This window comes from Oceanobacillus luteolus, assembly GCF_023715655.1.
Classification (GTDB): domain Bacteria; phylum Bacillota; class Bacilli; order Bacillales; family Amphibacillaceae; genus Oceanobacillus; species Oceanobacillus luteolus.
In genome coordinates this window covers 1-13589 of the sequence record NZ_JAMBON010000006.1, presented here as the reverse complement: position 1 = coordinate 13589, position 13589 = coordinate 1, and the positions used below count along the sequence as shown (strand labels likewise).

General features: G+C 38.8%; 13 protein-coding genes and 1 riboswitch. Of the genes, 6 read left to right on the top strand and 7 right to left on the bottom strand.

Annotated features, from left to right (window positions below):
* Nucleotides 1-139 precede the first annotated feature (139 nt).
* Both M3210_RS06055 and floT read left to right on the top strand, forming a co-directional pair.
* Nucleotides 140-682, top strand: coding sequence for an NfeD family protein (locus M3210_RS06055; RefSeq protein WP_251512452.1), 543 nt, complete (start codon nt 140-142; stop codon nt 680-682).
* A 68-nt stretch (nt 683-750) separates the two neighbouring features.
* Complete coding sequence (floT, locus tag M3210_RS06050) at nt 751-2280, top strand: flotillin lipid rafts scaffold protein FloT (protein ID WP_379596190.1); 1530 nt, start codon at nt 751-753, stop codon at nt 2278-2280.
* 49 nt (nt 2281-2329) lie between these two features.
* Here the strand turns inward: floT and M3210_RS20575 are convergent, their stop codons facing one another.
* The 3 genes from M3210_RS20575 to M3210_RS06035 all read right to left on the bottom strand — a co-directional run bounded on the left by M3210_RS20575 (nt 2330) and on the right by M3210_RS06035 (nt 4654).
* Nucleotides 2330-2860 carry a helix-turn-helix domain-containing protein gene (locus M3210_RS20575; protein ID WP_349774325.1) on the bottom strand — a complete coding sequence of 177 codons (531 nt, stop codon included), beginning with the start codon at nt 2858-2860 and terminating at the stop codon, nt 2330-2332.
* Nucleotides 2861-3028: 168 nt separating this feature from the next.
* On the bottom strand, nt 3029-3931 hold the full coding sequence (locus M3210_RS06040) for a hydroxymethylglutaryl-CoA lyase (RefSeq protein ID WP_251512449.1): 903 nt from the start codon (nt 3929-3931) through the stop codon (nt 3029-3031).
* A 411-nt stretch (nt 3932-4342) separates the two neighbouring features.
* Nucleotides 4343-4654 carry a hypothetical protein gene (locus M3210_RS06035; protein WP_251512447.1) on the bottom strand — a complete coding sequence of 104 codons (312 nt, stop codon included), beginning with the start codon at nt 4652-4654 and terminating at the stop codon, nt 4343-4345.
* 204 nt (nt 4655-4858) lie between these two features.
* On the opposite strand from M3210_RS06035, the gene M3210_RS06030 reads away from it, so the two are divergent.
* The 4 genes from M3210_RS06030 to M3210_RS06015 are packed head-to-tail and all read left to right on the top strand — an operon-like array spanning nt 4859 to nt 8349.
* On the top strand, nt 4859-5485 hold the full coding sequence (locus M3210_RS06030; RefSeq protein WP_251512445.1) for a PspA/IM30 family protein: 627 nt from the start codon (nt 4859-4861) through the stop codon (nt 5483-5485).
* Between the two features lie 14 nt (nt 5486-5499).
* Nucleotides 5500-6531, top strand: a complete 1032-nt coding sequence (locus M3210_RS06025; protein WP_251512443.1) for a TFIIB-type zinc ribbon-containing protein — start codon at nt 5500-5502, stop codon at nt 6529-6531.
* Nucleotides 6531-7313, top strand: coding sequence for a TPM domain-containing protein (locus M3210_RS06020; RefSeq protein WP_251512441.1), 783 nt, complete (start codon nt 6531-6533; stop codon nt 7311-7313). The genes M3210_RS06025 and M3210_RS06020 overlap by 1 nt, the downstream gene beginning before the upstream one ends.
* A 28-nt stretch (nt 7314-7341) precedes the next feature.
* Nucleotides 7342-8349: an SPFH domain-containing protein gene (locus tag M3210_RS06015; protein WP_251512634.1), complete on the top strand. Its 1008-nt coding sequence runs from the start codon at nt 7342-7344 to the stop codon at nt 8347-8349.
* Nucleotides 8350-8416: 67 nt separating this feature from the next.
* Here M3210_RS06015 and M3210_RS20375 read toward each other — a convergent pair whose 3' ends face one another.
* The 4 genes from M3210_RS20375 to M3210_RS05995 all read right to left on the bottom strand — a co-directional run bounded on the left by M3210_RS20375 (nt 8417) and on the right by M3210_RS05995 (nt 13359).
* Nucleotides 8417-9670 (bottom strand): PcsB-like coiled-coil domain-containing protein, encoded by a 1254-nt coding sequence (locus M3210_RS20375; protein WP_285853600.1) that lies wholly within the window; start codon nt 9668-9670, stop codon nt 8417-8419.
* Nucleotides 9671-9844: 174 nt separating this feature from the next.
* Nucleotides 9845-10726, bottom strand: a complete 882-nt coding sequence (dapA, locus tag M3210_RS06005; RefSeq protein WP_251512439.1) for a 4-hydroxy-tetrahydrodipicolinate synthase — start codon at nt 10724-10726, stop codon at nt 9845-9847.
* Nucleotides 10727-10815: 89 nt separating this feature from the next.
* Nucleotides 10816-10996: riboswitch (Lysine riboswitch) on the bottom strand.
* A 126-nt stretch (nt 10997-11122) separates the two neighbouring features.
* Nucleotides 11123-12022 carry an arginase gene (gene rocF / locus M3210_RS06000; RefSeq protein ID WP_251512437.1) on the bottom strand — a complete coding sequence of 300 codons (900 nt, stop codon included), beginning with the start codon at nt 12020-12022 and terminating at the stop codon, nt 11123-11125.
* 137 nt (nt 12023-12159) lie between these two features.
* A complete protein-coding gene (locus tag M3210_RS05995; protein WP_251512435.1) occupies nt 12160-13359 on the bottom strand; it encodes an ornithine--oxo-acid transaminase in 1200 nt (399 codons plus the stop codon).
* Between the last annotated feature and the right edge of the window lie 230 nt (nt 13360-13589).

Genomic DNA, 13589 nt, shown 5'->3' with positions numbered 1-13589 from the left:
ATACCTGTATAAAATATCCAATATTTCTTTATGTAAAACATAAAATAGAAAAAGATTATTACTTTCAAAAAATATGAAACCAATGTCTAGGTTCATCCGTATTATGATTAAGGAAATTAAATGGTAAAGGAGGGATGATATGGAATTATTTGGTACACCTATTGAAAATATTTACTTGTTTGTTTTGATCATCGCTGGGATTTTAACCATACTATATTTATTCTTCGGAGATTTTATTGAAGTATTTGGTGAAATATCTCCATTTCTTAATCCAGCACTCATTTTAGCTTTTATAACATTTTTTTCCGCAGCTGCATATATTTTAGAGCTTGTTACCTCTCTATCTAGTATTGTAATTATTATCATATCTTCTATTCTTGCATTCATTCTCGCTGCCGTATTAAATATCTTCGTCTTTATACCTATGAAATCAGCAGAGGAATCATTAAGTTATACGGAAGATTCTTTGAAGGGCAGAGTTGGAAAAATCATCTTATCTGTTCCGGAGGATGGTTTTGGTGAGATTGTAATCAAAAGTAAAAGTGGTACGATTTCCAAACCTGCGGCAAGTTACGATAATGAGTTGATTCAGGAAGGAACGCGTGTCTTAGTCATAGAAGTAAAGAATGGTGTTCTGTATGTAGTGCCTTATGAAACCGGATTTGATCTGGAATCAGGTTAATCTACTCATCTAGAGTATTTTAATAAACAAACCTATAAGGGGGAAACAAAATGTTCGATGCAATCAGCATGACTATTTGGGTTGTAGTGGCGATTGTCGTATTTTTAGTTATTGCCTTTATTGCTATTTTCACGACGAGATATCGTACTGCGGGCCCTGACGAAGCATTAATTGTGACGGGAAGTTATCTAGGTGGAAAAAATGTACATACGGATGAAGCCGGAAATAAAATTAAAATCATCCGTGGAGGCGGTACCTTCGTTCTGCCAGTTTTCCAACAAGCAAGTCCTTTAAGCTTATTATCCAGTAAACTTGAAGTATCTACTCCTGAAGTCTATACAGAACAAGGTGTTCCTGTAATGGCAGACGGTACAGCAATTATTAAGATCGGCGGCTCGGTCAATGAAATCGCAACTGCTGCCGAACAATTTTTAGGTAAATCCCGCGCCGACAGAGAATATGAAGCTAAAGAAGTTCTAGAAGGACACCTCCGCTCCATACTCGGTTCCATGACAGTAGAGGAAATCTATAAGAACCGGGATAAATTCTCTCAAGAAGTACAGCGTGTCGCTTCACAAGACTTGGCAAAAATGGGACTTATTATTGTATCCTTTACAATTAAAGAAGTAAGAGATTCTAACGGTTACTTGGAATCCCTTGGTAAACCACGAATTGCCCAAGTAAAACGAGATGCGGATATTGCTACCGCAGACGCTGAAAGAGACACACGTATCAAACGTGCGGAAGCTGCAAAGGAAGCCCAAAAAGCCGAACTCGAACGTGCCACTGAAATTGCGGAAGCAGAGAAAGAAAATCAATTGAAGGTAGCAGAATTCCGCCGGGAACAAGATATAGCAAGAGCCCGAGCTGACCAAGCTTATGACTATGAAACTGCTAGAGCGAAGCAACAAGTTACAGAACAGGAAATGCAAATTAAGATTATCGAAAGACAGAAACAAATTGAACTTGAAGAAAAAGAAATTCTGCGTCGTGAAAAACAATACGACTCTGAAGTGAAGAAAAAAGCAGATGCTGACCGCTATTCTGTTGAACAAGCGGCCGTTGCGGATAAAGCAAAACAAATGGCTGAAGCAGATGCACATAAATACCGCATTGAAGCGCAAGCAAAAGCTGAAGCGGAAAAAGTACGGATCGATGGTCTTGCAAAAGCAGATTCTCTAAAGGCTCAAGGGGAATCGGAAGCAGAAATCATTCGTCTAAAAGGTATTGCGGAGGCAGAAGCGAAACAGAAAATCGCAGAAGCTTTCGAACAGTTTGGAGAGGCAGCAGTTTTGGATATGGTTATCAAAATGCTTCCTGAATATGCTAAAGAAATTGCTCGTCCGCTTGGCAATATCGACAAAATTACTGTCGTTGATACAGGAGGAAGCGAAGGCAATAGTGGTGCTAATAAAGTATCCAGCTATGCAACCAATTTGATGGCCACTCTACAAGAGTCATTAAAAGAAACATCTGGTATTAATGTAAAAGAATTACTGGAGGGCATTGCTGGTAAGCAAGCATTTCCGGAAGCTAACCAACCAATCAAGATCCCTCGAGAAACAGAAGAGGTTTCTACGGTAGAAAAAACAGACTAAAACTTGAAAGCCACGGAATGGTTCATGAAAAATGTGAACCATTCCGTGGCTATCCTTTATCAATAAATAATGTAAGCACTTTTGCTTCTTCGTTGTCCACAGGCATAAATAAATGTGGTTTATGGCCTTGGAAATACGCACTATCTCCTTTTTCCATCACATGCTTTTCTCCGTTGTAAAATAAGATAATGGAGCCTTCCAAGATAAAAATAAATTCATCCTGTGAATGGGTATACCCTTCTGTCCGCTTGTTAAATTCTTTCGGAGTGACATGCACAATCGTTGGTTCCAGTCCGCTATAGTGGGCCCGGTTAGCAAGCAGCTCGTAAGAATATCCCATGGATTCATCCCCTACTTTAGATGGACGTTCACTTTTCTTCTGTATGATAAGCTCTTCTTCTTTTTCTTCATCGAGGATCCATGAAAGTGGGACTTCTAACGTATCGCTGATTTTTGAGAGTGTTGCTACAGCAGCGGCAGTTTGACCGTTTTCAATTTTTGACAACATACTCTTTGATATCTCACATTGATCAGCCACTTGTTGTTGAGTCAGTTTTTTTCGTAATCGAATTTGTTTAATTTTCTTACCAATATTATGTAGATCTATCGATATTCATTCCCTTCTAAATTCCTATGTTCGTTATTAATCGTATATTAGGGACTGATTCAAGTCAAGAACCGGGGACTATTTCCAAAGTAAAAGCCATGTAGACAACTATGAATGGTTGTCTACATGGCTTTATACCTATCAGGCGTTCGATATATATGCTAACGATCTGCTTGGTAACAGTTTTCCTAGAAGATTTTGGATATAAAGGCCTGCCTGCTGCATCTTCCGTTCGCTGATTCCTGTCTGTATTCCAACTCCATGCAGAAGATATAAAACATCATTTGTATCTACGTTACCCGTCGCCCCTTTTGCGTAAGGGCATCCACCTAGTCCTCCAACCGATCCATCAAAACGAGTTACCCCATAATGGAGTGAAGTCATGATATTTGCAATAGCCATCCCCCTTGTATCATGGAAATGCAGAATTAATTTTTCTTTGGGAAAGTGTTTCAGTAAAACCTCTAGCAGTTTTTCCACATCGGTCGGTACAGCAGTACCGATCGTATCACCTAAAGATAGATCATCTGCTCCAGCATCCACTAAACGCTGACAAACCTCAAGAACCTGCTCTGGAGTAATTTTCCCTTGATATGGACAGTCAAAAACAGTTGAAACATACCCCGTGACCCGTTTTCCCACTGCTTTAGCTTCTTTTATAACTTCTTCAAGTACAGGATACGTTTCGGCAATGGATTTATTTATATTTTTTTGATTATGCATTTCACTCGCTGACATGAACACGGATGCCCCGTCAATTCCAGCCTCTAACGCAAATTCCAGTCCCTTCATATTTGGGACCAATGCAGAATAGACTACATTCGGATTCCGTTTAATTTTACGTCCTACTTCCCTTGCATCTTTCAAAGCTGGGATCATTTTTGGATTTACAAAGGATGAGTATTCAATCTCCCTTACCCCTGTATTGGAAAGCATATTAATCCAAGCAATCTTTTGATCAGTAGGAATCCACTCTTTTTCATTTTGCAATCCATCTCGGGGACCGACTTCCTTAATAATTACTTCTCTCGGTAAATTTCTCATTCCTTATCCCTCCATTCTATCGTATGCATTCTACTGAATTAAGGACTATATTCCAAAGCGCTTTCTATAAAAAATACTTAAATAATAAATAATTCAATCTAGTTTACTTTTACTCAACATTGTTGAATAAAGTATATAATAAATATTCAAATAATGCAATCATTTTATTTGTAAAAAATTAGTCGATGACATACTTGATAAATAAATCGATTCATACACTGTTCCTTATTTCGGTGTTAACGAACTTCCATCCATACACTGTTCTCGGTCTGGTTTTGATAGAATTCTTTGCTACAGTTTCCGGTGATGAAGGATACTGCTCTGAGAAATCCAATAAAATCAAAATAATAAAAAACGAACTCAGAGTTAGTGAGTTCGTTTTTGGGAAACGTCATATTTAAATGTTTTGAATTATAATCCTTCGTCAGTTTCTGTTTCGGAATCAGTGCTTGGGTCAGTACCTGGTTCTGTTCCTGACTCACCGCCTGGTTCCGTTCCTGGCTCTGTTTCTGATTCACCGCCTGGTTCTGTTCCAGGTTCTGTTCCTGATTCACCACCTGGTTCTGTTCCTGGATCTGTTTCGTTACCGTCTTGAGGAGCTTGCTCCTCAGGAACATCCGGTGCAATTGGTTGTTCTGGCTCTTGCTCTTCCCCATCTGAACAAGCTACAAGGAATCCCGACAATAGACAAGTGGAAGCAAATATTGTTAGTTTTTTCTTCATCATACTCATTCCTTTCCTTAGCTTTCTAATACATGTATATCCTTTATTAGCCATTACAAATCTTAAGAAGGGTTTACAAAACAATAACAACTGTAAAATTATTTTACTCTTTTGACATTCTGTTGAAATGAAACCTAATTCTTATTTGTCCAGTAATATATATTAAGATAAACTGAAGATAATCGAAAACAGAGGAGGATGACCATGGGGATATTATCCAGATTCAGTACGTTAATGAAAGCAAATATAAACCATCACCTAGATGTAATGAAACAGCCTGATAAAATCGTACAAAAGACCTTACGTGACATTAATCTAGACCTTCGAACAGTAAATTCTGAACGGAATGCATTGGAATCGGATGTTAAGCGTGCTAAACAAGCAGTCGATGAATGTGAAGCTGAAATTAGAAAGCTGGAACGATACCGGGAACGGGTTGAAGAGCGTGACTATGAAAAAGCAATGATGTTTGCCAATAAACAAGAAGAATTGGAAACAAAAAAGTTGGAATTAGTCTCAACCTACAACCAACTTATCGTTGATGCAAAACAGTTAAAACTATTGGAAGAAAAGTTAGCCCTGGATCTAAGACAATTGGAATTACGAAGCTATTCTATCAGAGAAAAAACCGCATTACTAAACCAGCAGGAAAAAATAAACACTAGTGATTCCCATGTTTCAAGCGGCTTTTCCAGTTACGAGGAAGAATTGAATTTTAAAATAGATGAGGCTGAAGCTCTCGCTAAACTTAGAAATCAAACAAAAGAAATAGAAAATATTGATGCAGAGATCAGTAAGTTGATACCGAATAAAGATCAGGAAAGTAACTAATGGGGGAATAAAAAATGGTTATACATTATAAATGTCCGAACTGTGGGAGTGATATGGCTTTTGATGCAGAATCCGGCGCCCTTTCCTGCGGGAATTGTGGCAGGCAGGACAATATTGAAGATTTTTCAGATGAATTTATCGAGACCGTTTTTGAAGAGGATGAAGCAAAGGAATATCATTGTAATAACTGTGGCGCAAACATCGTGACGGATGCCGATACGACAGCGACCAGTTGCAGTTTTTGTGGAGCTGCAGTCGTTCTAGCTGACCGTGTATCAGGAATCCTTGCCCCCTCCCTCGTCATTCCTTTTACCATTTCCAAGCGCCAAGCAGAAGAAGCCTTTATCAAGTGGTGCCGCAAGGGGCTATTGACTCCCCGTGGCTTCATGTCAGCAAGTCGTATTAAAAAGATAACTGGTATATACGTTCCTTTTTGGCTATACGATTTAAAAAATGAAGCTAAGGTTCATGCTGTAGGAACACGAGTTAGAACGTATTCAAGAGGGGAATATATTTATACAGAAACCAAATATTATGATGTATACCGAGATTTACGAATTGATTTTAGCCGCGTGCCGGTGGACGCTTCTGAGAAAATGGATGACAAATTGATGGATAAACTGGAACCTTATCAATATAGTGATCTTAAAGATTTTAAGACCCCTTACCTTGCCGGCTACATTGCCGAAAAATATAATTACGATGCAAAAGAACTGTTTCCCCGAGTAAAGGAAAAAATGAATAAACCTTTGGACGACTTCATCCGCTCCACTGTCAGCGGCTATACATCTGTAAGGTACAAAAATAAAAACATCACTACAAAAAGCAGGAAAAGTCTTTACACGATGCTCCCAGTTTGGATGGTATACTATGATTACGATCAATCAGAACATATTTTTGCCATGAACGGCCAAACAGGGAAAGTTGTCGGGAAGCCTCCGTTAAGTAAAGGAAAAATTGCAGCCTGGTTTGGTGGAATTGCTGGTGGATCGTTCTTGCTGATGAAAATCATCTCCTTTATTGTAACGGGAGGTGGCATTCTCTAATGAAACTTTTATGGAAAACTTCTATTTTGTTTACATTTCTATTTTTCCTATTAATCTCTCCTGCCCTTGCCGATGTACAGCGAATCTATGATCACGCAGATCTGCTTACAGATGAACAAGTGCAAGAATTAGAGAAGCAAGCAGCAAACTACTTTGAAGAATGGAATACGGATTTTATCATCATAACGACAGAAGATACTAACGGGAAGACAATTATGAAGTATATGCAGGATTTTACTGATGAATTAAAAGATGAATTTAATCGCCAAGAGGATAATATGGCCGTCATCACAATAGATATGGATTCTCGTATGGTAGATATTGCTGGATTTGGTATCGCAGAAAAATATATTGATGACGAAAGAATCGAATTGATTCTTGATCATGTTACGCCTTATTTCTCTCAGGGCGACTATTATAAAGCATTCAAACTCTTTTTTGAAAAAGCAGATGAATATTTAGATATTCGACCTGGGGTAAATCCAGAGTCAGTCTTTTTTAATACCTTTTTCCAACTTGCAGTTGCAGTTGTCTTGGCAGCAATTATCGTATTTTTAATGGCCTATACTTCTGGTGGAAGAGTTACCGTAACAAGTGGAACTTATTTAAATCGCAGTAGCTCTAGAATAATCAGTAAGCGGGATCGGTATTTAAGAAAAACCGTAACTAGAAGGAAAAAGCCATCTGCAAATAATAACGGGGGTGGAGGTGGTTTCCGTGGCGGTGGTGGCGGAATCACCGGCGCTGGTAGATCACATAGTGGCGGTAGAAGAGGATTTTAAACGGAAAAAAATCGAAAGGATGAGAGTGATGTCTTTTTTTAGAAATCAATTAGCGGATATAGTAGAATGGCAAGAATTTAGAGACGATATGATCTTTTGGAAATGGCCGAACCGAGAAATAAAACGGGGAAGCCGTTTGATGATTGGTCCTGGTCAAGATGCAATTTTTATTAATAACGGAAAAATAGAAGGAATCTTCAAAGATGATGGAGAGTACAACATTGAATCGGAAATCATTCCCTTCCTTTCTACATTGAAAGGATTTAAATTTGGCTTTCGAACTGGGCTAAGAGTGGAAGTTCTATTCGTGAACACGAAACAATTCACTGTAAAATGGGGTACAAAAAATCCGATTAATATTCCATCCCCTTCCCCTGCTATGCCAGGTGGAATTCCTATTCGTGCAAATGGTACGTTTAATTTTAAGGTGAATGATTATGTGCGATTGATTGAGAATGTTGCAGGTGTGAAGAAGCGTTATTTAGTAGAAGATGTCAAAATTCGAATCACATCCGTACTTGATCAATTATTGATGAAATGGATCGTTAAAGAAGGTAAGGATTTATTTAATCTGAAAATCAACGCTTCCGAAATATCCCAAGGTATTAAAGAAGATCTTGATATGGAAATCTATGATCTTGGACTTACAATCACTGGATTCAATGTCAGCAGCTTTAATTATCCTAAAGAAATTCAGGATAGAGTTCAGAAAGCAGCAGCGCTCGGTATGATTGGCGATGTCAGTAAATACCAACAAATAGAAATGACCGATGGTATTGCGTCAGGTAAAGTGAAAAGTAGTGGTACCGCTTCTGATATGGTCGGAATGATGATGGGCATGAATGTAGCCAACGAAATGATGAAAAATATGAAGCAAAATCAAGATCCAGGAACGGAACAGCAGCAAGCCAAACAAGCCCCAGCTTCACCGGATTCCGGTAATTCCGGTAATTCTAGCAAACCAAACTTCTGTCCAAATTGTGGCCAAAAAGTCGCTGGTGCCAATTTCTGTCCGAACTGTGGACAAAAATTATAACAAATCTCTCACGTTTCGTTGCATCAATATAGAAAAAAACAAGTCAGCGTAAAGCTGACTTGTTTTTTTATTGTATGGTAACTTTCACTTTGCGTACGCCCCAATTTTTTGCGGCTTTTTCTGATGAGAGGAATACATCAATTTTATTTCCTCGAATCGCACTGCCTGTATCCCCGGCTATAGCATAGCCATAGCCTTCCACATAAACAAGTGAATGTAAGGGGATGACATCTGGATCAACTGCAATTACTTTTGCGTCCGGATTATCTTTTAAGTTAATTCCCGTGCTTGTTACACCGGAACATCCTTTACAATCAGCCGTATAAGCAGTTGCTGTAACGGTGAAGCTTTTGGACTCAGCCTTCTCTTCCTTTTTTACATTCTTGGCCGATTCATTACTGGATCGCTTGGAAGAGTCACTTTTTGCATTACTAACTTTTTGTTCAACTTTCGCAACCTGAACAAGCTTAGAGCCATCCTTTTGCTTTTCCTTTTTAGCTTCTTCCGCTTTTTGTTTTTCAATCGCTGCTAAGCGACGTTTTTCTCTTTCCTCACGTTCTTTTTTAGCTGCTTCTGCAATATCTGCCAACACTTTTTCTTCCATTGATTTCAGTTGACTATCCTCAGTCTCCAGCTCTTCTACATAAGCAATCAACTCTTGTTGTTTGGCTTCGACAGCTTCTTGCGCATTTTCCTGTACACGCTTCTCTTTTTCGATGCTTACCAGTTTTTCTTCTTGCTCGGCATGCATCGCATTCAATTCATCTAACTTTTCCATTCTGGTCATCTGATGAGATTCTACTAATTCCATATCTGATTCAAGCTCTTCCATTAAACTTGTATCAGAATCCATAATTTGATTGACAGCGGTCAAACGACTGATGAAGTCACCAAAACTTTTAGCACCAAAGAGCACTTCGATATAGTTTACTAGACCACCAGACTTTTGATACGATGCTGCTCTATCCTTTAAGATATCAAATCGTTGTTCAATGCTTAATTTTAATTCTTCAATTTCTTCTTGCAAGGTAGAGATTTCTTCTATTGTCACTTCTATATCATATGTAATTTCATCTACCCTAGCTTGTTTTTCACTTAATAGCTCGTCCAATCGGATGACTTCTTCATTTAATGCTTGCAACTCATCATATAATTCATTAATTCTTTGCTCTTGTACTGATAAATTTTTCTCTATTTCTTTTCTTTCTTTCTGTATCTCTTCCAATTCAGCCCCATTCGTAGCAAAGACATCAACTGTAAATATTGATTGGAATAAAATTAGAGAAGCTATTAAGGTAAAAATCCTAGTTTTCTTCCGCAAACTTTTTCCCCCATTTCCATAGATTTCTTGTTAGGAATCTATGGTATGAAGTATAACATTGGAAAATAACAATTTGATTATGCTTATATTACAATTAGATTTCAGCGCAAGACAAAAAATGACAAAAGCCACGCATATTATATATATACGTGGCTGAAGTTGTTATTAAAAGAATCAATTTGCCGACTTGAATTCTTCCATCACATTAGTTAGATTTTGCTTTTCGTCTACCGTTAACTCAACTAATGGCAAACGTACACCGCCTACCTCTATTCCCGCCTCATTCAATGCTGACTTGACAGGGGCAGGACTAGGTGCTTGGAACAAGACATCTATTACCGGTAGAATACGTCGATGCTGCTTTGCCGCTTGTTCATTTTCACCAGCTAAAAAGCTATTTATCATACTCCTCATTTCATTACCAATAACATGGGCTGCAACAGATACTACTCCCATTCCACCGATTGCAAGCATTGGAACCGTCATGCCGTCATCTCCGCTATACACACTGAAGTCATCCGCAGTTTTTTGAATGATTTCTGCTGCTGCATCAAGATCTCCGCTTGCTTCCTTGACGGATACAATATTTTCAATTTCAGCTAAACGAATGATTGTTTCCGGTGTCATATTGACAGATGTTCTCCCTGGGATATTGTAGAGCATAATGGGCAATGCAGTACTTGCTGCAATTTGGCTAAAATGCTCATATAAACCCTGCTGCGAAGGTTTATTATAATAAGGGGTCACGAGCATAATACCGTCTACACCAACTTGTTCTGCCTCTTTCGTTAATTCAATTGTTTCTCTTGTGTTGTTTGAACCCGTTCCTGCGAGTACCGGAATCCTGCCATCTACTTCTTTTACAACAACATTGAATAAGTCCACTTTCTCCTTACTCGTTAAGGTTGGCGATTCACCGGTAGTACCCGCTACTACTAAGCCATCCGTACCAGTAGCTATTAAATGTTCAATTAAAGCTGAAGTTCTGGAATAGTCGATTTCTCCTTGTTCATCAAATGGTGTCACCATCGCTGTTAGTAATCTTCCAAAATTCATGTCACTCACAACCCTTTCTTTTCATATCTAGTCAAAATAAAAAGCAATAACGGTGGGCCGCTATTGCTTGTTGAACATTTTAGTTCTTTCTGCCTGATAGCGCACCATATAGTTACCTATATGACAGATCTATATCTTTTCGACATAGACCCAGCATCGGGAAGAGTGAGTTTCCTTCTGCTTCGGCAAATTCCCCTTTCCTTATGGTTCGACGGATCTCATTCATCCTCCCCATAAGTACTGATGGTCTTTGCAACCTCTATCTTATTATAAGAAATAAGAGATATTTAATTGTTACCCTACTATAACAAACATAGGGAAAAATAACAAGCAGTAGCAGCTGATTATCCCTTTCCCTCTATGTTATGTCAATAGTAATTCGGTTGTGCCTATAATTTATAAGATTCGCTCACCAAACAATGAACCGACCAAATCAACCGCCAGTTGTCCTGTCTTATTCCGTTCATCCAAAATCGGATTGACTTCCACAAACTCAGCAGAAGTGATCATCTGTGATTCTGCTAATAATTCCATTGCCAAATGTGCCTCTCGGGTTGTGACACCACCTGCAACTGGGGTACCAACTCCAGGCGCATATAGAGGGTCTAAACCGTCCAGATCAAATGATAGGTGCACCCCATCCACTCCATTGTTTCTAAAATAAGCAATGGTCTCCTCAATTATCGATGACATGCCAACACGATCGATTTCATGCATCGTATAAACTTTAATTCCTTTTTCTTTGATTAGGTTCTTTTCACCTTCATCTAATGAACGCGCTCCAATGATCACTACATTTTCCGGTTCAACCTTTGGAGTGAATCCACCTATATCTGTAAGCTTCTTTTCACCTAATCCGATTGATGCGGCTAGTGGCATTCCATGGATATTTCCAGAAGGCGATGTTTCAGGTGTATTTAAATCCCCATGGGCATCAAACCAAATAACCCCTAACCGCTTCCGAAATTTAGTAACACCCGCTAATGTTCCAATTGCAATACTGTGATCGCCACCAAGTATCAATGGAAATGAATTCGCCTTCATCACCCCTTCGACTTTTGCCATTAATTGTTCACTTGATTTTACAACAGCTGTCAAGTTCCTTATTCCCGTTTGTGGATCAGTCTCCAAACGATCTCTTCCAATTTGAACATCACCTAAATCATCTACATGGAAACCGTTATTTTCAAGACGCTCGACGATGTCGGCATAGCGAATGGCACTTGGACCCATATCTACACCACGTCTCAGTTGCCCTAAATCCATCGGCATCCCAATAATCGATATTTTTTTCATGTATACTCCTCCTGCCAAAAAATATGTATCTTTCTTATAATTTGCATTAAATCTATTAAACTGTCAATTTACATGTCATAGGATAAAAAAATACCACAGTCAGAAAACTGTGGTATATGTTCCGTTACCTTTTTCTACTATTTATTTAACACGTTATAGATTCGCTCTAATGCCCAGTCCAAGTTCTCTTTTGTGATGATGAGTGGTGGAGCAAAACGAATTGTATTCTCATGGGTCTCTTTACAGAGGACTCCTTCTAATTTCAGTTTTTCACAAAACTCTCTAACAGGATGGTTAAATTCCACACCTATGAAAAGACCACGGGCACGAACTTCTACTAAGTCAGAATTATTTATTTTTCTAAGACCTTCTGCAAAATACTCGCCAAGTTGCTGTGATTTTTCCACCAATTTTTCTTCCTCAATAACATCAATAGCTGCAATGGAAACAGCACACGCTAAAGGATTGCCACCAAAGGTCGATCCATGTGAACCAGGTGTGAATACATCCATTATTTCTTTGTTGGCTGCAATTGCAGAGACTGGTATGACACCACCTCCAAGAGCCTTACCCATCACATAAATATCTGGTTCGATCGATTCCCATTCACAGGCAAACATCTTTCCGGTACGAGCTAATCCAGTCTGTACTTCATCAGCAACAAACAATACTTGATTCTCATCACAAATCTGCCGTATTTCTCGTAAATACCCTTCAGGAGGTATAATAATACCAGCTTCTCCTTGAATCGGCTCTACTATCACTGCTGCTGTATTCGGAGTAATTGCCTTGCGAATCTCTTCTGCATCGCCAAAGGGAACTTTTATAATACCAGGAACGAATGGCCCAAAGTTTTTCGTCGCAGTCTCGTCTGTAGATAATGATATGGAATTAATCGAACGGCCATGGAAATTTCCATCTGCTGCAATGACCTCTGCAGAATCAGCTGCTACACCTTTTACCTCATAAGCCCAGCGGCGTGCAGCTTTAATTGCAGTTTCTACTGCTTCAACACCGGTGTTCATCGGTAATACTTTATCTTTGCCCGTTAGTTTGGCTACCCTTTCTGTCCACTTTCCCAATATATCATTATGGAACGCTCGGGAAGTCAGCGTCACTTTGTCTGCCTGGTCCTTTAAAGCTTGAATAATCTTTGGGTGTCGATGTCCTTGGTTTAATGCTGAATAGGCACTAAGCATATCCATATACTTGTTTCCTTCTGGATCCGTTACCCAAACTCCTTCAGCCTCGGAAATAACAATAGGCAGTGGATGGTAATTCTCTGCACCATATTTTTCCGTTAATGTAATGATATCATCCGTTGTTTTTACCGTCATAAGACAATCCCCCTATGTATTAACATACATTTTCAAAAAGAATGATAATTTTGTTTAATTATATCATATATCATTATCGAAGGAAAAACTTCTGAAGAATTGAAAGAGGCTGGGACAAAACCCCAGTAAATAAAAAATAAGGCGTAGGAGTTCACACAAAAAATGTGTAGGCCCTACGCTTTTTGCTATCGTTATTTTAGTAAACAAAAAGGACACCTTTTGATAAAATT